The organism is Pseudomonas sp. HMSC063H08 (assembly GCF_001813645.1).
GTDB lineage: Bacteria > Pseudomonadota > Gammaproteobacteria > Pseudomonadales > Pseudomonadaceae > Pseudomonas > Pseudomonas aeruginosa.
The window spans coordinates 7,615-26,460 of sequence record NZ_KV813344.1 but is presented as its reverse complement, the minus strand read 5'-3'; the positions used below and the strand labels follow the sequence as shown (position 1 = coordinate 26,460).

Genomic DNA, 18,846 nt, shown 5'->3' with positions numbered 1-18,846 from the left:
GCGGGGAGGGCGGTAGCAAGGTTCATTCGTCCAATCACCGCGTCGCCCACGAGACCGCCATGCAAATCAAACTCGCCAATCCCCGCGGCTTCTGCGCCGGCGTGGATCGCGCCATCGAGATCGTCAACCGTGCCCTCGATGTCTTCGGCCCGCCGATCTACGTGCGTCACGAGGTGGTGCACAACAAGTTCGTCGTGGACAACCTGCGCCAGCGCGGCGCCATCTTCGTCGAGGAACTCGATCAGGTGCCGGACAACGTCATCGTCATCTTCAGCGCCCACGGCGTTTCCCAGGCGGTCCGCAAGGAAGCCGAGGGGCGCGGCCTGAAGGTTTTCGACGCGACCTGCCCGCTGGTGACCAAGGTGCACATGGAAGTGGTGCGCTACAGCCGCGACGGCCACGAATGCGTGCTGATCGGGCATGAAGGCCACCCCGAGGTGGAAGGCACCATGGGCCAGTACGATGCCAGCAACGGCGGTGCCATCTACCTGGTGGAGGACGAGGCCGACGTCGCCGCGCTGGAGGTGCGCAAGCCCGAAGCCCTGCACTACGTGACCCAGACCACCCTGTCGATGGACGACACCTCGAAGGTCATCGATGCCCTGCGCGCCAAGTTCCCGCAGATCCAGGGGCCGCGCAAGAACGACATCTGCTATGCCACCCAGAACCGCCAGGATGCCGTGAAGGAACTGGCCGACCAGTGCGACATGGTCCTGGTGGTGGGCAGCCCCAACAGTTCCAACTCCAACCGCCTGCGCGAACTCGCCGAGCGGATGGGCACGCCGGCCTACCTGATCGACGGTGCCGAGGACATGCAACGCGGCTGGTTCGACGGTGTGCGTCGCATCGGAATCACCGCAGGCGCTTCCGCGCCGGAAGTGCTGGTGCGCGGCGTTATCGCCCAGCTACGTGAGTGGGGGGCGTCGGAGGAACAGGAACTGGACGGGCGGGAGGAGAACATTACCTTCTCGATGCCCAAGGAACTGCGGGTCAAGGCTTTGTGAACCGTGCGCAATGAAAGAGCCCCTCTCGTAGAGGGGCTCTTTCGTTTCAGCGCCAGCAGTCGTTGACGGTGCTGTTGTTGCCGGTCTTGCCGGCTGCGCCGCGTTCGCCGAGCTGATTGAGGGTCAGCTTGCCGCAGGTCTTGTCGCGGGTCTGCGAGTTGATCGGCGTGGCGGTCAGGGTATAGGTGGTGCTGGTGGGCGTCGCTATGGTGAGGTTGTACAGGTTGTTCGGCGAGTTGGCCGAACTCATGCCCAGCTTGGCTACGTCCTTGGTGTAGCCGACCCCGGGGTTCTGCGAGTAGTAGCGTTCCTGGCGCGCGGCTGCGTCCGAGAGCAGGGCCTGGCCCTCGGTGCGGTTGGAGCGGATCACGTAGTTCTGGTAACTGGGAATGGCGATGCCGAGGAGGATGCCGATCACCGCCACTACCACCACCATTTCCAGCAACGTGAAGCCCTTCTGTCTTGTCCTCATCGGGGCTGCTCCTCCCCGTCCTGGCGGGGCTGTTCTTTCTCGATCATCTCGGCCAGCTCCTGTTCGCTCATCTGTTTGTGAATGTAGATATCGGTGATGGTGGACCACGGCTGGCTGACGGTGCCAGAGTAGGACACCACGGAGCCCGGCTTGACCTGGAACAGGCTGGGCATGCCGTTCCTGACGGTGCTGTTGGGAAGGCGGTAGAGCCGGTGGTCGATGTCCACCAGGTTCTTCTCGACCTGGACTTCGAAGACCACGCCAGCGCCTTCGAAGGTCTGGGGCTCTTCGGCCCAGCAGAGGCCGGGAACGGCCAGGGCCAGCAGCATAGGCAGCACTTTCATATCAGTTCTTTCCTTCGATGGGGCGCCAGTTCTGGCGGCCACGGGTGTTCGGACCGGGGTTCACGGTCAGGCATTCGCCCGAGGAGCAGACTTCCGGATTGCCCTGTTCGTTGGTGCTCAGCGTCAAGCCTCCCAGGCCTTTCTGCTCGGTACCGGATACCGCGACGTTCTGCTTGTTGTAGCTGTAGTCGGATTTCGAGTCCACGACGCCCTGGCGTGCCAGGTCGAACACGGTGAAGCTGGTGCGACCGCCGGTATAGGGATCGAGGCCATAGGTCCAGTTGCTGGCGCCGTCGGCACAGGGGTCATCGTTCGGGGTGATGGTTTGCAGCAGCACCACCTGGCCGATGGCGATCATGTCCTCGATCAGCATCTCGCCCTTCAGGGTGCCGTTGACCATGAAGTCCAGATACCAGCCGGACTGCTTGGTGCTGCCGTCATTGTTCAGCCAGTTGACCGGGTTCTGACTGGCGATGCGAATGGTGCGAGCGGTCGAGGCGAAGGTCGAGTCGGCCTGCAGGTCCAGGGTCTGCTGCTGCAGGTTGCCGCGCGTCAGTCGGGGTGTGCTGCCCGCGGCTTCGCCCTTGGTCTGCTGGTCCCAGATGCCGTAGAGCGTCTGGGCGCGGCTGGTATCGGCCCGGGCGTCGGCGTTCTCGAAATACTTGCCGGTGCCGAAGATCACGATGTAGCCCTTGCGTGTCGGATGGCGAACCAGCGAGGGCGCGGCGGTGATCGCCTGCGCCGCGCCGGCGGAGTCGACCGCCGAATAGAGCGGTTGGCCACCGAAAGACACCCTGAAGCTCGAGGCCACCGCCGGGCCGTCGTTGGCTCGGCTGAACGGATCGTCCTGGTTGACCTTGCCGGCGATCAGGTCGAAGCGCCAGAGGTTGCCTTGCAGGTCGCCGGCGTAGGCGTAGTCGGCTACGCCGTCGCTGTTGTTGTCTGCCAGGCGAGGGCTGGATAGACCGTTAGGTACGCCGGTCCTGCCGGTGACTTCCAGTTTGCGGGTGATGGCCCCGGTTTCCAGGTCGATGATCAGCAGCGCGGCCTTGTCGTTCAGGCTGGAATAACCGTTTCCGGTAACCACGGCCCACTTGCCGTTGTGCAGCCGGGCGACCGTGGGTTTGGGGAAGCTGTAGCCCAGGTCGGGCTCCTGGTCCACGCCGATTTCCCAGAGGAGCTTGATGTTGGCGGGGTCGGTCACGTCGAGGGCGAACAGGCCCTTGCCGCCGGCACGCAGGCTGCCGATCAGCACGGTATGCCAGGCGCCGCCGAAGAAGGCGTCGGCGACCACCGGCGAGCCGTCGACGTAGAACTGGTGGGCGCCGCCCTGGTAGCCGCGGGCGGTCAACTTGTGGAGCTTCTCGAAGACCGCGCTTGGGATGAAGGCGAAGGTCTCGTTACCGTCGGTATCGAAACCGTGCAGCATGCCGTCGTTGGCGCCGACGTATACCCGCGGGGCACGGGTTTTCTGTGCTTCTGCGAACGTGGAGTAGTTGCCGCTGGGCTCGATCGGCTGGGCCAGGTAGGTCAGGTACTGGGCCTTGCCGACCGTCGCCGGCGAGGAGTTGATGATATCGCCGAGGATCGAGTTGCGGGTGCGGAAGTTGTCGCTGTTCTCCTTGCTGCGATCGCCGCGCAGGAAGGCCACGCGGTCCTGGCCCTTGGTGTCGGCGACATCGTTGCGGTCCGGATCGCGGTTCAACTGCCGCTTCTGGTCGGCGCTGAGGCTGCCCCAGGTGAACTCCTTGAGGCCCGAGGTACCGGATCCGGCCATCATGATCTTGCGGCCAGCTCCACCGTTGGGCATCGCGTCGAGGATGCTCTGCGCGCTCCACAGCTTGGTCTGCACGGTGGCCTTGTCCTGGGTGGTCAGGCTGTAGCGGGTCAGGTCGCCAGCCCAGTTCTTGTCGCTGGCGAAGCTGGTCTGGTAGGCGAAGCGGGTCAGCTTGTCGCCAGTGTCGTCTTCCTGCAGGGACGAGCTGATGGCGGGGCGGGATGCCGGCAGGTCCTTGCCCGAAATTCGGTTGAGGATGTCCTGGAAGGCCGCGACCAGTTGGTCCGGCGAGTCGGCGCTGAAGAACTCGCCCCGGGAGTTCACTGCGGCGTGCCACAGATCGTAGACGTTGTTGGGGTCGTTGTTCGACGCGCGGGGCCAGCTCAGGTTGCCAGCCACGATATCGTTGTAGCCACCGGAAAAGGTGGAGCCTTCCCATCTCGGACTGGTGAGGCTGGTGGTCAGGCCCAGGCCCAGGGTGTAGGTCACCATGTGTTGCCAGGTCGCCGGATCGTTGCGCGGATTCCAGTACTCCGCCGAGGGATTGGCCTGGTCCGGGTAGGGAATGTACGGCTTGATGTTGTCGTCGATATCCGGCCGGGCATCGGTGGCCCAGTAATGGAAGGCCTGGTCGGCCAGGGTATTGGACGTACCGTCCCTGTAGGGTGTCTGGCTGCTATAGCTCTTCCCATCGGGGAGGTTACGAGCGGTGCTGTCGGCATTGCCTACGCTGGCCGAGTCGTTGTTCCAGAGACCGTCGGTCATCAGGATATGATAGCTGCCCCGGCAGCTGTACTCGGGCGCGGTCTGAGTCCCTGGGCGATAAGCATAGGGACCGTTGACGCCAGTCTTCTTGAGAAACTCGCCTGCCCGGGTCATCGCCTGGCGCAGTGGCGTACCACCATTGACCGAAAGATTTTCCAGCCAGTTGAAGAAGTTCACCCGATGTTGACCAGTGAAGTCTCTCAGGTAGTTGTTGTAGCAGTTGCTGGAACCGCTGCCGATCTGGCAGTAGGAGTTGTTCAGCAACTGCCAACTGATCCGCGCATTTTCCGGCAGACTATAAAAGGCTAGGTTGGCGGCGGTCTGGGTAGCCAGGGCGCGGGTACGGTAGAAGGAATACCAGTTGGCAAAGTTCTGTTGCTGGTCTGCTCCGACAATATCTACACGCTTGTAACAGGATTCGTTGGTCGAGGAGCAACCGGAGCCCGAGTATTGGTAGTAGAACGCGAGTCGAGAGCTGTGCATGCTGGACTCGCTGCCCGCACTCGAGCCACCACTGTAGGAAATAGTTGGCCGGTAGTAGCGGGACAGATCCACTTGGCCCTGTTGGGTGAATCCATTGCGCCACGCTGCGGTGAAACTCGGCTTCGGATAGTCTTGGACCTGAATCTGGCCGTTGGAGAGGGTTACTTTCTTCGGCAGTTTGTACCGCGTATTCGGGTCGTAGTACATCGGGTTGAAGCTGTTCGACGCGAAGAACGTATCGTTCCCATATCTGGAAATGCTGTCTGGCGCATAGGCGAACGCCATACTGCCCGAGTCGTCGAGAGTCACCAGCATGTTCGGGGCGACGCCCTGAATCAGCATCAGCGGCTGCTGGCTGACCGACAGGGCGGCGGCGTGGGTGGTCTGGGCGGAGAGCAGGACGGCGCCGCTGAGCGCGGCTGCCAGCGAGGTCTTGCCGATCTGGTGGAGTGCCGATTTCATGCGAGGCTCGATCAGTTGGTATAGAGACGGGCGAGAACGGTCTGCAGGACGGTTTCGCTGTTGGTCTGGTTGCGCGCGACGCTATTGGTCTCGTAGTAGAAGGTGCCGATGCCGCGCATCAGGTTGCCGTATTCGGGGCTTTCCGCTTCGTTGACCTGGCCGCCCGAGGGAATGGGCAGGTTGTTCCACTGCACGCTGTAGAGCGTGCCCGCGGTGGTCGCGCTGGTGATGTCGCTGCCGCGGTAACTCATCCAGGTATTGGCGATGCCCTTCAGCACGCCGACCGGATTCTGGTGGGTGTCCGCCAGCTTCAGGTTCAGCGCGGCGAGGTCCAGCAGGCAGGGACGGGCCACGTTGTCGGCCCTACAACCGGTGCCGGGCTCCGGCGGACGCAGGGTGTTGACGAAGCGCCGCTCGCCTTCGCGGAGTCCGGACTCGGCGGCATTCTGCAAGCGAGTCTGTTCGATGACGTTGCCGGTGATGCGGCTTTCCAGTACCACTTCGCGCATGCTCGAGACCGCCAGCAAGGTGACGATCACCAGGATCGCCAGGGCGATGACCAGCGTGGCGCCGCGCTGTTGTGCAGGGAAGTTGTTCATGGCACGAGATTCCTGAGTGTCTGGCTGCCCTTGGCGATCTGGTAGAGGCGGTCCTTGTCGTTGCCTTGCAGGCTGGTCTTGGACGAGGGGTAGAGCGTGATCCAGTCGTCCAGGGTCTTGCTGTCACCCTGGCGCAGGTTCTTGTCGCTGGCCATCAGCGCGGAGTAGCGCAGGGCACGCACCGGACGGTCGGCGATGTTGGCCTGTTCGACGAAGCTTTCCACTTCGCGTTTGCCGGCCATGGTCGGGCCGACGCCGTACTCAAGCTTGAAGTCGACCAGGCCGCTGACGATCTCCTGGCCTTTTTCCTTGATTGTCTGCGCGGAGCAGGCGAGGCTGCCGGGGACATCGGCGGTCGCGGGAACGAACAGAACGCGTGCGGTGATGGCCTGGGCGGTAGCGAATGGATCGCTGGGGGTGGTGATCGAGTTGCCTTCGCAGTCGTAGGCTTCGCCTGGCGCCGGTTGATAGCGGTAGCAGAATCCGCTCTGGCCGGCCTTGACCACGGCGGGCACCAGGGTCGAGCCGGCTTTGAATGCCTCGCAATAGGCGGTTTTCTGCTGCGCCGGGAAGGCAAACTCGTTGGGGTCGTCCGCACGTCGACGGAAACCCACCTTGGCCAGTTGCTGGTCCAGGAACATCATGGCGAAGCGTCCGTTTTCCTGGTTGCCTGCCTGGCCTTGCTGGAACAGGTAGTTGCGCTTGTTGTCCAGGTAGATCTGGGTAATCCCGAGAATCAGGAAGCTGCTGATGGCGAGGGCCACCAGTAGTTCGATCATGGACAGACCCGATTGCCGTCGGGAGCGGTTGTTCATGCTCATGGCTCAACCCTGAGGGTGTAGTAGCAGAGGGAGGTGTCGGCGCTGCTGTCGGCGGCGTTGACGCAGGCGCCTTGCTTGCCGCGCCAGGCCAGGCGGATTTCCAGCATGGAGCCCTTGCCGTCGCAGTCGCCCGGCTTCGAGCTGCGGCAGATGTAGTAGTCGCTCATCAGCAGGTCGCCAGCGCCTGGCAGTTCGTTCTTCACCTGTTCCGCCCAGCATCCCAGGCGGTCCTTGATCGCGTCGGGCAATGGCGTGCAGGAGGACGGCGCGGTGGGGAACGCCGACCCCTTGGCCTTGAAGAAGTCGGATTGCGTGGCCATCTGGTCCTTGACGTCGTACAGCGCCTTCGGGCTCGCCCGCATGCTTTCCAGCAGGTTGCTGCCGAGCATGGCTGCCTTGTTGCGCTCGACCGAGTCGGCGGTGTACTGGATGGTCTTGCCCTGCATGGCGATCATGCCCAGCACGCCGATGCTGATCAGCAGCAGGGCGACCAGCACTTCGATCATGCTGAAGCCGGATTGGTACAGCGGCTTGTGCCGCGATTTCAATAGCATGACTGGGGCGCCTTGGAGGAAGGTTCGAGTTGGATCCGGCCGGCCTGGCTGATGCTCAGCACGCGGCCGCCGTCGGTCTTGCCGTTCTGGCAGATGGCGAAGGTTCGTTCCGTTGGCGGTACGAGGGTACCGTTGGCCGTGAAGGTCAGATGTTCCACGGCGCTCTTTTCCTTCGCTGTCAGCGTGGCGGCACGGAAGCCGTCGTGTTTGCGCAGGGGCGCGGCGATCGAGCCAGAGGCCAGGACACCTATGCTCAGGCCCTTGCCCCAGTCCTTGTCCTTCAGCGCCTGGATGGTGATCGCGCGCCTCTGGGACACGGCTTCGCTGCGAGCGTACTGCAGCATCGCATTGAGTTCCTCGGCGGCGCTCTGCAGTTCGTTGCGTTCTGTCAGCTGCTTGAAGTTCGGAATGGCGAAGCTCGCCATGATGGCCAGCAGGACGACGATGATCAGCAACTCGATCAGGGTGAAGCCGGTCGAGTTGGAACGATATGACATGCGGTTGCTCCAGGGGGTCTACGCCTGGAAAGCATGCCAAACGGGCCTGGGAGCGTCTTGCGGTCGTTGACGGTCGGCCCGTGGGGCAGGACAACTGGTCCATGATCATCCGGAAGTGCTGCATAGCTCACGTTTCTCTCGGTTCTCCCTGGCGCTCGCGGTACGGAGCCGGCCCTGCCGGTTGAGGATCAGTTGCCAGGCAACGGTATGCCTTCCGCAGAGCAGAAACCGCCCGTTGTGAATGTTGAGCTGGCCGCTGGGGAGGAACCTGAGGCGGTTCGAACGGTTCCAGCGGAGCCTTTCCTTCTTTGCAAGCGCGCGTCCCACGAGAAGCCGTTCCCCACCGTCTTCCGCAAGCAGCCAGCCCTCTCCCCAGTCGTTGCCGCAGTGACGGCCATCGGTCGACGGACAGAGCGTCACCGGGCGCTGGTAGGCGACGGCATGGGTTCTGCCCAGCTGGATGCTCGCGCTCAGCTCGTGCAACACACTTCGCTGGCGATTGCCGTCCAGCCAGGCTGCCATCCCGGGCAGCGCCAGGCTTCCCAGTATCCCCAGCAGAACCAGCGCAAACAGCAGCTCGGTGAGCGTCAACGCTCTCTGCGACCTTTCGACCATGGCAGGCGGCCCTTTTGCTCGTATCATTCCGCGACGGTCGTATCTCGCCGGATTTTCCCCGTTGCCTCAATCAGCAGCGGGATGAGGCGTATGACCGACTTTTCTGCAACCCCTGTGTGATCGTGGAGGCCCTGGTGTCGGAAAGAGTTGTGGTAGTGGGCGCTGGTGTCATCGGCCTGTTGACCGCCCGGGAGCTGGCGCTCGCCGGACTGCGGGTGACCCTGGTGGAGCGGGGCGAGAGTGGGCGTGAGGCATCCTGGGCGGGAGGCGGGATCGTCTCGCCGCTCTATCCGTGGCGCTACAGCCCGGCGGTGACCGCCCTGGCGCACTGGTCGCAGGATTTCTACCCGGCCCTGGGGCAGCGTTTGCTCGACGAGACCGGGCTCGATCCCGAGGTCCATACCGTTGGCCTGTATTGGCTGGACCTGGACGACCAGACCGAGGCACTGCAGTGGGCACGCAAGCACACCCGGCCGTTGAAGGAAGTGCCGATCGAGGAGGCCTACGCGGCGGTGCCCGGGCTGGGCGCCGGCTTCCAGCGGGCGGTCTACATGTCGGGCGTGGCCAATGTGCGCAATCCTCGCCTGGCGCGCTCATTGCGGGCATCCCTGCAACAATTCGCCAATCTCGAACTGCATGAGCAGACGGAGGTGCGCGGCTGGTTGCGCGACGGCGATCGAGTGGTCGGCGTGGCGACCTCGCGTGGCGAGATCCGTGGCGACAAGGTGCTGCTGGCGGCAGGCGCCTGGAGCGGCGAGTTGTTGAAGCCGCTTGGCCTGGAACTGCCCGTGGTACCGGTGAAAGGGCAGATGATCCTCTATAAGTGCGCGGCGGATTTCCTGCCGCGCATGGTGCTGGCCAAGGGGCGCTACGCGATTCCGCGGCGCGACGGCCACATCCTGATCGGCAGCACCTTGGAACATTCGGGCTTCGACAAGACGCCGACCGACGAGGCGCTGGAAAGCCTCAGGGCGTCTGCGGCAGAACTGTTGCCGGACCTGGCGGACATGCAGCCGGTGGCCCACTGGGCAGGGTTGCGCCCGGGCTCTCCCGAAGGCATCCCCTATATCGGTCCGGTGCCTGGCTTCGACGGGCTCTGGCTGAATACCGGGCACTACCGCAACGGGCTGGTCCTGGCGCCGGCGTCGTGCCGTCTGCTGGCGGATCTCATCAGCGGGCGGGAACCGATCATCGACCCGGCCCCCTACGCCCCGGCTGGTCGCCTCTGAGGAGCGAAAACCAAAAGGCCTGTCTTCGGACAGGCCTTTTCACTTTCAGTCGATGCCCAGCTTTTTCAGGCGGTAGCGCATCGAGCGGAACGTCAGGCCCAGGCGCTGGGCCGCGGCGGTGCGGTTCCAGCGGGTCTCCTCGAGTGCCTGCATGATCAGCTTGCGCTCGATGTCTTCCAGGTAGTCCTCGAGGTTGTCTATTTCGCTCAGGCTCGCGGCGCCTTCCTGGCTGGCACCCGGCGCATCGGCCAGGCGCAGGTCGTGAGGCTGGATCTGGTCGTCTTCGCACAGGGTATAGGCGCGCTCCAGCATGTTTTCCAGCTCGCGGACGTTGCCTGGGAAGCGGTAGTTCTTCAGCTTCTCCTGTGCGTCGCCGGTCAGCCTGGCGGCCGGCAGGCCGGTGTCGCCGGCCAGGCGCTTGAGGATGCGATCGGCGAGCAGCGGGATGTCCTCGCGGCGTTCGCGCAGCGGCGGTACGCGCAGCTCGATGACGTTGAGGCGGTAGTAGAGGTCCTGGCGGAAGCGCCCGGCGCCGACTTCGGCGGCGAGGTCCTTGTGGGTGGCGCAGAGGATGCGCACGTCGACGGCGACCTCCTGCTGGCCGCCGACCGCGCGCACGGCCTTTTCCTGGATCGCCCGGAGCAGTTTGACCTGCATGGCCATCGGCAGGTCGGCGACTTCGTCGAGGAACAGGGTGCCACCGCTGGCGGCCTGGAACAGGCCCTGCTTGTCTTCGATAGCGCCAGTGAAGCTGCCTTTCTTGTGGCCGAAGAACTCGCTTTCCATCAGCTCGGAGGGAATCGCGCCGCAGTTCACCGGCACGAACGGCCGCTCGATACGTGGCCCCTGCTCGTGGATCAGGCGCGCCACCAGTTCCTTGCCGCTGCCGGACTCGCCACTGATGTAGACCGGCGCCTGGCTGCGCGCCAGCTTGCCGATCTGGTTGCGCAGGGCGCGCATCGGCGGCGACTCGCCGAGCAGGCGGTTGTCCACCGGCGCTTCCTCGGCTTCCGGGTTGCGCAAGCGCAGGGCGGTTGCCACCAGCTCCCGCAAGCGACCGAGGTCGACCGGTTTGGTGAGGAAGTCGAAGGCACCGGCCTTGAGCGCCTGGATCGCGGTGTCCAGGCTGCCGTACGCGGTGATCATGGCCACCGGGGTCTGTGGATGGCGCTGCTGGATGTACTGGACCAGATCGAGGCCGCTGCCGTCCGGCAGGCGCATGTCGGTGAGGCACAGGTCGAACGGCTCGCGGGCCAGCAACTCGCGGGCTTCCTTGACGTTGCGGGCGCTGCGGGTGTCCAGCTTCATGCGGCCGAGAGTGATTTCCAGCAGTTCGCGGATATCCGGTTCATCGTCGACGATCAGGGCTTTTTGTCGGCTCATGCGTGCGGCTTCCGTCAGCTGAGTTTGCGCGGGTGGGCGAAGGTGATGCGGAAGCAGCCGCCGCCTTCCTCGCGATTGCGGTAGTCGATCCGTGCCTGGTTGCTCTCGCAGAGTTCGCGGGAGAGATAGAGGCCCAGGCCGGTGCCTTTGCTTTCTGTAGTAAAGAAGGGTTCGAACAGGTTGTTCAGTTTGTCCGCCGGTACGCCGGGACCGTCGTCGATGACTTCCAGCACCGGCAGGTCGCTCTCCGGGTCGCGCGCGAGGCTCAGCCAGACCTGGCCGCGCCCGTGCGCCTGGGCGCTGTAGCGAAGACCGTTCTGCACCAGGTTGCTCAGCACCTGGTTCAACTGGTGTGGGTCCATGCGGGTCTGGATGTCGCCGGCACCGAGCTGCAGGTGCAGTTCGCTGTCGTTGCGCAGCCTGCCGGGATATTCGTCGACGAACCGCTGAAGCCACTCCTTCAGGTCGAGCTGCTGCGGTTCGGCCTGGCGGCGACGGGAGAGCTGCAGGACGTTCTCGATGACCAGGTTCATCCGCTTCGACTGGTCCTGGATGATCTGCGTCAGCCGTCGGTCCGGGGCATCCAGTTCCTCTGACTCCTGCAGCAGTTGGGCGGCGTGGCTGATCGCGCCCAGCGGGTTGCGGATCTCATGGGCGATGCCGGCGGTCAGGCGGCCGAGACCGGCCAGCTTCATCTGCTGCGCCTGCTGGGCGATCTGCGAAATGTCTTCGAGGAAGATCAGCACGTGCTGGTCGTCTTCGCGGTTGAGGCTGATAAAGCTGGGTTGCACCGTCGGGCCGTCCGGCACCACCTTGAGCGTCGGCGGACGGAGGCTGGGATTCAGGCGCCATTGCTTCATGCAGTGCATCAGCATCGGGCTGTGGCGGCCGAGGCTGGCGCCCTGCACGTCGTCCTGCCTGAGCAGGCCGAGGGCGGCCTGGTTGGCGAGGAGGATGGCCTGACGGCTATCGACCACGAGGATGCCGGTGCGCATGCGCTGCAGGATCAATGCGTTGAGTTCCTCCAGGTTGGCGACCGTCTCGGCGCGTTCTTCGGCCAGCGTTTCGGTCTGCTCCTGGCGCCGCACCAGAGCCTGGATCACCAGCGCGGCGGCGAAGCACAGGGTGCCGAGGCCGCCGGCCTGGACGTAGTGGTTGGTGGCGTCCGGACTGCTCAGGCTGAGGAAGAAGGTCAGGTAGAGCAGGCCGAGGCTGGCCGCCGCCGCGATGACCAGGCCGATGCGCCCGCGCAGCAGGATGTTGGCAATGGCCACCGCCACCACCAGCAGGCTGCCGATGCCGCTGGGTACGCCGCCACCTGCGTAGAACAGGCCGCAAAGCATCAGCACGTCGGTGAGCGCGAGGATGAAGATCGGCAGCAATTGCCGTGACGGCGGCAGGAACAGCGCGACCAGGATGTTGAAGACCAGGTAGCACCAACTGCCGACATGGAACAGTTCAGGGTGGACGAGCTTGAGGACCTGATCTTCCAGTTCGCTGGAGATCAGCAGGACCAGTACCAGGCCGATGGTCAGGCGGTACAGGTGGTACAGACGGAGGATGCGTTGCCCCTGCTCCTCGCTCAGCCGTAGCCGTTCAGCGCGCACGGTCGCCCTGGTCCTGGCGCAGGTGCGCCTGGCTGCAATACCAGCGTTGTTCGTGGGCGAGGGCGTTGGCCTGCGGCACGTGGACGCCGCAATGGGCGCAGCGGACCATCGGCGATGCGCCCGGCTCGTCCTGCGGACGTTGCTGCTGGCGCGGAGTGGGACGGGTAAAGCGACGCCAGAGCCAGAACGCGATGGCGATCAGGGCGATCCAGAACAGGAGGCGGAAAAGGCCCATGGTGATCTCGGAGGCTGGAGAAAGCTGCAGTTTAGCCAAGCCGCCGGCTCGATCCCAGCCGGGAAGGTCCAGGCTGTGCGGCGTTTGGCGCTGGGAGAGGCATGGCGGCGGGCAAAAAGAAGGGAGGCCTGCGCCTCCCTTCGGTGTTTCGTGCGATCAGTCGAAGAGACCGAAGGTCATGTAGCTCCACCAGGAGCGGCCGGAGTCTTCGTCGTCATCGCTCTCCGGCTTCTCGTCGTCGGCGCTGTGATCCTGGTTTTCCGGCTTCAGTTCGGCGGGGATCTCCCGCTCGGCATCCTCGTACTGCTTGATCACGTCCTTGGCGGCCTGGGTTTCCATGTGCGGCGGCGGCTCGCCGCCCTCGATCAGGCCCAGGGTGGCCTTGGCCAGCCAGGAGCGGGTGTCGGCCTCGCTTTCGCGGGCGACGAACTCGCCATCCTTGAGGCTGGCGTTATCCGGATAGTTGAGCTTGAGGGTTTCCAGGCTGGTGCTGGCCAGGTCGTCGAGACCCAGGCGACGGTAGGCTTCGACCATGATCGCCAGGCCATCGCCGACGGCCGGGGTTTCCTGGAAGTTCTCCACCACGTAGCGACCGCGGTTGGCGGCGGCGACATAGGCCTGGCGCTTCAGGTAGTAGTGGCCGACGTGCACTTCGTAGGCCGCCAGCAGGTTGCGCAGGTACACCATGCGCGCCTTGGCGTCCGGGGCGTAGCGGCTGTTGGGGAAGCGGCTGGTGAGCTGGGCGAACTCGTTGAAGGAGTCGCGGGCGGCGCCCGGGTCGCGCTTGGTCATGTCCAGCGGCAGGAAGCGCGCCAGCAGGCCGCGGTCCTGGTCGAAGGAGGACAGGCCCTTGAGGTAGTAGGCGTAGTCGACGTTGGGGTGCTGCGGATGCAGGCGGATGAAGCGTTCGGCGGCGGCGCGGGCGGCTTCGGGCTCCATGTTCTTGTAGTTGGCGTAGATCAGCTCGAGCTGGGCCTGCTCGGCGTAGCGGCCGAAGGGATAGCGCGATTCGAGGGCTTTCAGCTTGGTGACGGCGCTGTTGTAGCTCTTGTTGTTGAGGTCGTCCTGCGCCTGCTGGTACAGCTGGCTCTCGCTCAGGTTCTCGTCGACAGTCTCCTTGTTCGAGGAGCAGGCTGCGGTGAGGGCGAGGATGGCGATCAGCAGCAGGTGTTTCACTTGCATGGCGGCTTGCGTCCCTGGGACGGTCGGCTTGGCCTCAACCGTCTGTTATGATTGGCGCCCCAGGCACCCCCTGGGACAAAGACCCCGTATTTAACCACAGCGCGTAGCCGATTCCAAAAGCCGCGCTGAGCATCGTCTCCTACTCATGTCCGATATGATTCAACGCGCGGCCGAGGTGCCGTTCGAGCTGGGTGGCCAGCGTCTCGACCAGATCGCCGCCCAGCTTTTTCCCGAACACTCCCGCTCCCGTCTGGCCGGCTGGATCAAGGACGGACGCCTGACCGTCGACGGCGCCGTGCTGCGCCCGCGCGACATCGTCCACAGCGGCGCGCAACTGGTCCTGGAGGCCGAGCAGGAAGCCCAGGGCGAGTGGCTCGCACAGGACATCGAGCTGGAAATCGTCTACGAGGACGAGCACATCCTGGTGATCGACAAGCCCGCCGGCCTGGTGGTCCATCCGGCTGCCGGCCATCAGGACGGCACCCTGCTGAATGCCTTGCTCTACCATGTCCCGGACATCGCCAATGTGCCGCGCGCCGGGATCGTCCACCGCCTGGACAAGGACACGACCGGCCTGATGGTGGTGGCCAAGACGCTGGAGGCCCACACCAAGCTGGTGGCGCAACTGCAGGCACGGTCGGTCAGCCGCATCTACGAGGCGATCGTGATCGGCGTGATCACCTCCGGCGGCACCATCGATGCGCCGATCGGACGGCATGGCGTGCAGCGGCAGAAGATGGCGGTGGTCGACGCCGGCAAGGTGGCGGTCAGCCATTACCGCGTGCTGGAACGCTTCCGTGCGCACACCCATACCCGGGTCAAGCTGGAGACCGGGCGTACCCACCAGATCCGCGTGCACATGAGCCATATCGGCTATCCCCTGGTCGGCGATCCGGTCTACGGTGGGCGCTTCAGGATTCCCCCGGTGGCCAGCCAGACCCTGGTCCAGACTCTTCGCGAGTTCCCCCGGCAGGCGCTGCACGCGCGCTTCCTCGAACTGGATCACCCGGCCACCGGCGTGCGCATGAAGTGGGAGTCGCCGCTGCCGGAAGACTTCCTCTGGCTGCTCAGCCTGTTGCGCCAGGATCGCGAGGCGTTCGTCGGATGAACGCCTGGCTGACCCCCGACTGGCCGGCGCCGGCCCGTGTGCGGGCCTGCGTGACCACGCGCAGTGGCGGGGTCAGCCAGGCACCCTTCGACAGTCTGAACCTTGGCGCCCACGTCGACGACGATCCGCGCGCCGTGGAAGAAAACCGCCGACGCCTGACCGAGCGTCTGGAATGCCGGCCGAGCTGGTTGGACCAGGTGCACGGAGTGACGGTGGTGGAGGCCGACCCGAGCCGGGTGCTCAGGGCCGACGCCAGCTGGAGCGCGATGCCGGGCGTCGCCTGTACGATCATGACCGCCGACTGCCTGCCGGCGTTGTTCTGCGACCGCTCGGGCACCCGCGTGGCCGCGGCCCATGCCGGCTGGCGCGGGCTGGCGGCGGGCGTGCTGGAGGCGACGGTGGACAGCCTGGGCGTGCCCGGCGACGAACTGCTGGTCTGGCTGGGGCCGGCGATCGGCCCGCAGGCCTTCGAGGTCGGCGGCGAGGTCCGCGATGCATTCGTCGCTGCGCACGCCGAGGCGCGCTCGGCTTTCGTACCTAGCGCCAATCCGGGCCGCTTCATGGCCGACATCTACCGACTCGCGCGGATCCGCCTGGGCGCCCATGGCGTCACCGCCGTGCATGGCGGCGGCTTGTGCACCTTCAGCGATACCGCGCGCTTCTATTCCTACCGCCGCTCGTCGCGTACCGGCCGTTTTGCCAGCCTGGTCTGGCTCCAGGACTAGGCCCGCGCAGGTTATCCGGCGGCAACTGACCGATGTCACGGTCCGGTCGCTTGAACCGCGGAAAATCGCCCTTATCTACTGAGTCATCTCGGCGGGCTTTTCTTCATCAGGGACACCCATCGTTCCGGCCCGCTCTATAGAAGGAAGGACGACCCATGCGAATAGACCGTTTGACCAGCAAGCTGCAACTGGCGCTCTCCGACGCCCAGTCCCTGGCCGTTGGCCATGACCATCCGGCCATCGAGCCGGTGCACCTGCTTTCCGCCCTGCTCGAGCAGCAAGGCGGTTCGATCAAGCCCCTGCTGATGCAGGTCGGCTTCGATATCGCCGCCCTGCGCAGCGGCCTCAACAAAGAACTCGACGCGCTGCCGAAGATCCAGAGCCCGACCGGCGACGTGAACCTGTCCCAGGATCTCGCACGCCTGCTCAACCAGGCTGACCGCCTGGCCCAGCAGAAGGGCGACCAGTTCATCTCCAGCGAGCTGGTATTGCTGGCCGCGATGGACGAGAACACCAGGCTCGGCAAGCTGCTGCTCGGCCAGGGCGTGTCGCGCAAGGCGCTGGAGAATGCCGTGGCCAACCTGCGTGGCGGCGAAGCGGTGAACGACCCGAACGTCGAGGAGTCGCGCCAGGCGCTGGACAAGTACACCGTCGACATGACCAAGCGCGCCGAGGAAGGCAAGCTCGACCCGGTGATCGGTCGCGACGACGAGATCCGCCGGACCATCCAGGTCCTGCAGCGGCGGACCAAGAACAACCCGGTGCTGATCGGCGAACCCGGCGTCGGCAAGACCGCCATCGTCGAGGGCCTGGCCCAGCGCATCATCAACGGCGAAGTGCCGGACGGCCTCAAGGACAAGCGCCTGCTGGCCCTGGACATGGGGGCGCTGATCGCCGGTGCCAAGTTCCGCGGCGAGTTCGAGGAACGCCTGAAGGCAGTCCTCAACGAACTGGGCAAGCAGGAAGGCCGGGTCATCCTGTTCATCGACGAACTGCACACCATGGTCGGCGCCGGCAAGGCGGAAGGCGCCATGGACGCCGGCAACATGCTCAAGCCGGCTCTGGCGCGCGGCGAGCTGCACTGCGTCGGTGCTACTACCCTCGACGAGTATCGCCAGTACATCGAGAAGGATGCCGCGCTGGAGCGCCGCTTCCAGAAGGTGCTGGTGGACGAGCCGAGCGAGGAAGACACCATCGCCATCCTCCGTGGCCTCAAGGAACGCTATGAAGTGCACCACGGGGTGAGCATCACCGACGGCGCGATCATCGCCGCGGCCAAGCTGTCGCACCGCTACATCACCGATCGGCAACTGCCGGACAAGGCCATCGACCTGATCGACGAGGCCGCCAGCCGCATCCGCATGGAGATCGACTCCAAGCCGGAGGAACTGGATCGTCTCGACCGTCGCCTGATCCAGCTGAAGATCGAGCGCGAGGCGCTGAAGAAGGAAGACGACGAAGCCACCAGGAAGCGCCTGGCCAAGCTGGAGGAGGATATCGTCAAGCTCGAGCGCGAATACGCCGACCTCGAGGAGATCTGGAAGTCCGAGAAGGCCGAGGTACAGGGCTCGGCGCAGATCCAGCAGAAGATCGAGCAGGCCAAGCAGGAGATGGAGGCGGCGCGGCGCAAGGGCGACCTCGAGAGCATGGCGCGCATCCAGTACCAGACCATCCCGGACCTGGAACGCAGCCTGCAGATGGTCGACCAGCACGGCAAGACCGAGAACCAGTTGCTGCGCAACAAGGTGACCGACGAGGAAATCGCCGAGGTGGTTTCCAAGTGGACCGGTATCCCGGTGTCGAAGATGCTCGAGGGCGAGCGCGAGAAGCTGCTGCGCATGGAGCAGGAGCTGCATCGGCGAGTGATCGGCCAGGACGAGGCGGTAGTCGCCGTGTCCAACGCCGTGCGCCGTTCGCGCGCCGGCCTCGCCGATCCGAACCGGCCGAGCGGCTCGTTCCTCTTCCTCGGCCCGACCGGGGTGGGCAAGACCGAGTTGTGCAAGGCGCTTGCCGAGTTCCTCTTCGATACCGAGGAGGCGCTGGTGCGGATAGATATGTCCGAGTTCATGGAGAAACACTCGGTGGCCCGCCTGATCGGCGCGCCTCCGGGCTACGTCGGCTTCGAGGAAGGCGGCTACCTGACCGAGGCGATCCGCCGCAAGCCCTACTCGGTGGTGCTGCTGGACGAGGTGGAGAAGGCCCATCCGGATGTATTCAACATTCTCCTCCAGGTGCTCGAGGACGGACGCCTGACCGACAGTCACGGGCGTACGGTGGACTTCCGCAACACCGTGGTGGTGATGACCTCCAACCTCGGTTCGGCGCAGATCCAGGAGCTGGCCGGCGACCGCGAGGCGCAACGTGCCGCAGTGATGGACGCGGTCAATGCGCACTTCCGTCCGGAATTCATCAACCGGATCGACGAAGTGGTGGTGTTCGAGCCGCTGGCTCGCGAGCAGATCGCCGGCATCGCCGAGATCCAGCTCGGTCGCCTGCGCAAGCGCCTGGCCGAGCGCGAGCTGAGCCTGGAACTGAGCCAGGAGGCGCTGGACAAGCTGATTGCCGTCGGCTTCGACCCGGTCTATGGCGCACGCCCGCTGAAGCGGGCCATCCAGCGCTGGATCGAGAACCCGCTGGCGCAACTGATCCTGGCCGGCAAATTCGCGCCGGGTGCCAGTATCTCGGCGAAGGTGGAAGGCGACGAGATCGTCTTCGCCTGACCTCTTCGGGGGCGGACAGGGAAAGCCCCGCTTCGGCGGGGCTTTTTCATGGGCGTCCGGTAGGCGCGAGAGCGCTGCCGCATGCAGTGGAAGGGCCGTTTTGTCGCTCGTGGAAAAAGAAGAAAAACTTTTTGGATCAGAGGGTTGACATGCCCGCGCGCATCCGTAAAATGGCGCGCCTCTGAGACGCGAATCCAGCAACACCGGAAGCGTCCAGGGTTGGAAGAAAGACGTTCCGCGATAGCTCAGTCGGTAGAGCAAATG

17 protein-coding genes are annotated in these 18,846 nt (G+C 64.8%); 5 read left to right on the top strand and 12 right to left on the bottom strand.

The window, feature by feature from the left end:
* The first annotated feature begins 59 nt into the window (after nucleotides 1-59).
* A complete protein-coding gene (gene ispH, locus HMPREF2924_RS03105; RefSeq protein WP_003134939.1) occupies nucleotides 60-1,004 on the top strand; it encodes a 4-hydroxy-3-methylbut-2-enyl diphosphate reductase in 945 nt (314 codons plus the stop codon).
* Nucleotides 1,005-1,050: 46 nt separating this feature from the next.
* On the opposite strand, the gene pilE is transcribed toward ispH, so the two are convergent.
* From pilE to HMPREF2924_RS03065, 8 genes are all read right to left on the bottom strand, one after another.
* Nucleotides 1,051-1,476 carry a type 4a pilus minor pilin PilE gene (gene pilE, locus HMPREF2924_RS03100; RefSeq protein ID WP_003094721.1) on the bottom strand — a complete coding sequence of 142 codons (426 nt, stop codon included), beginning with the start codon at nucleotides 1,474-1,476 and terminating at the stop codon, nucleotides 1,051-1,053.
* Nucleotides 1,473-1,820: a type 4a fimbrial biogenesis protein PilY2 gene (gene pilY2 / locus HMPREF2924_RS03095; RefSeq protein WP_003094713.1), complete on the bottom strand. Its 348-nt coding sequence runs from the start codon at nucleotides 1,818-1,820 to the stop codon at nucleotides 1,473-1,475. The genes pilE and pilY2 overlap by 4 nt, the downstream gene beginning before the upstream one ends.
* 1 nt (nucleotide 1,821) lies before the next feature.
* Entirely contained in the window at nucleotides 1,822-5,307 is a 3,486-nt protein-coding gene (pilY1, locus tag HMPREF2924_RS03090; protein ID WP_003134937.1) for a type 4a pilus biogenesis protein PilY1, read from the bottom strand.
* Between the two features lie 11 nt (nucleotides 5,308-5,318).
* Nucleotides 5,319-5,906, bottom strand: coding sequence for a type 4a pilus minor pilin PilX (gene pilX / locus HMPREF2924_RS03085; RefSeq protein WP_003094700.1), 588 nt, complete (start codon nucleotides 5,904-5,906; stop codon nucleotides 5,319-5,321).
* A complete protein-coding gene (gene pilW / locus HMPREF2924_RS03080) occupies nucleotides 5,903-6,727 on the bottom strand; it encodes a type 4a pilus minor pilin PilW (RefSeq protein ID WP_003119422.1) in 825 nt (274 codons plus the stop codon). Before pilW ends, pilX begins: the two co-directional genes overlap by 4 nt.
* On the bottom strand, nucleotides 6,724-7,281 hold the full coding sequence (pilV, locus tag HMPREF2924_RS03075; protein ID WP_003110422.1) for a type 4a pilus minor pilin PilV: 558 nt from the start codon (nucleotides 7,279-7,281) through the stop codon (nucleotides 6,724-6,726). Before pilV ends, pilW begins: the two co-directional genes overlap by 4 nt.
* A complete protein-coding gene (locus tag HMPREF2924_RS03070; RefSeq protein ID WP_003134935.1) occupies nucleotides 7,272-7,778 on the bottom strand; it encodes a GspH/FimT family pseudopilin in 507 nt (168 codons plus the stop codon). Before HMPREF2924_RS03070 ends, pilV begins: the two co-directional genes overlap by 10 nt.
* A gap of 105 nt (nucleotides 7,779-7,883) precedes the next feature.
* Entirely contained in the window at nucleotides 7,884-8,393 is a 510-nt protein-coding gene (locus HMPREF2924_RS03065) for a GspH/FimT family pseudopilin (RefSeq protein WP_003134932.1), read from the bottom strand.
* Nucleotides 8,394-8,527: 134 nt separating this feature from the next.
* On the opposite strand from HMPREF2924_RS03065, the gene thiO reads away from it, so the two are divergent.
* Nucleotides 8,528-9,622 (top strand): glycine oxidase ThiO, encoded by a 1,095-nt coding sequence (thiO, locus tag HMPREF2924_RS03060; protein WP_003134931.1) that lies wholly within the window; start codon nucleotides 8,528-8,530, stop codon nucleotides 9,620-9,622.
* Nucleotides 9,623-9,667: 45 nt separating this feature from the next.
* Here thiO and pilR read toward each other — a convergent pair whose 3' ends face one another.
* The 4 genes from pilR to HMPREF2924_RS03040 all read right to left on the bottom strand — a co-directional run bounded on the left by pilR (nucleotide 9,668) and on the right by HMPREF2924_RS03040 (nucleotide 14,029).
* A complete protein-coding gene (gene pilR / locus HMPREF2924_RS03055; RefSeq protein ID WP_003110427.1) occupies nucleotides 9,668-11,005 on the bottom strand; it encodes a two-component system response regulator PilR in 1,338 nt (445 codons plus the stop codon).
* A gap of 14 nt (nucleotides 11,006-11,019) precedes the next feature.
* Nucleotides 11,020-12,612 (bottom strand): two-component system sensor histidine kinase PilS, encoded by a 1,593-nt coding sequence (gene pilS, locus HMPREF2924_RS03050; protein WP_003110428.1) that lies wholly within the window; start codon nucleotides 12,610-12,612, stop codon nucleotides 11,020-11,022.
* Nucleotides 12,602-12,847 carry a PP0621 family protein gene (locus HMPREF2924_RS03045; RefSeq protein WP_014603563.1) on the bottom strand — a complete coding sequence of 82 codons (246 nt, stop codon included), beginning with the start codon at nucleotides 12,845-12,847 and terminating at the stop codon, nucleotides 12,602-12,604. Before HMPREF2924_RS03045 ends, pilS begins: the two co-directional genes overlap by 11 nt.
* Before the next feature lie 156 nt (nucleotides 12,848-13,003).
* On the bottom strand, nucleotides 13,004-14,029 hold the full coding sequence (locus HMPREF2924_RS03040; RefSeq protein ID WP_003102590.1) for an outer membrane protein assembly factor BamD: 1,026 nt from the start codon (nucleotides 14,027-14,029) through the stop codon (nucleotides 13,004-13,006).
* A gap of 145 nt (nucleotides 14,030-14,174) precedes the next feature.
* Between HMPREF2924_RS03040 and rluD the strand changes: the two genes are divergently transcribed.
* The 3 genes from rluD (at nucleotide 14,175) to clpB (ending at nucleotide 18,582) form a co-directional block, all read left to right on the top strand.
* Nucleotides 14,175-15,137 (top strand): 23S rRNA pseudouridine(1911/1915/1917) synthase RluD, encoded by a 963-nt coding sequence (rluD, locus tag HMPREF2924_RS03035; RefSeq protein WP_003094686.1) that lies wholly within the window; start codon nucleotides 14,175-14,177, stop codon nucleotides 15,135-15,137.
* Complete coding sequence (pgeF, locus tag HMPREF2924_RS03030; RefSeq protein ID WP_003134928.1) at nucleotides 15,134-15,862, top strand: peptidoglycan editing factor PgeF; 729 nt, start codon at nucleotides 15,134-15,136, stop codon at nucleotides 15,860-15,862. Before rluD ends, pgeF begins: the two co-directional genes overlap by 4 nt.
* 155 nt (nucleotides 15,863-16,017) lie before the next feature.
* Nucleotides 16,018-18,582, top strand: coding sequence for an ATP-dependent chaperone ClpB (gene clpB / locus HMPREF2924_RS03025; protein ID WP_003094682.1), 2,565 nt, complete (start codon nucleotides 16,018-16,020; stop codon nucleotides 18,580-18,582).
* Nucleotides 18,583-18,846 lie beyond the last annotated feature (264 nt).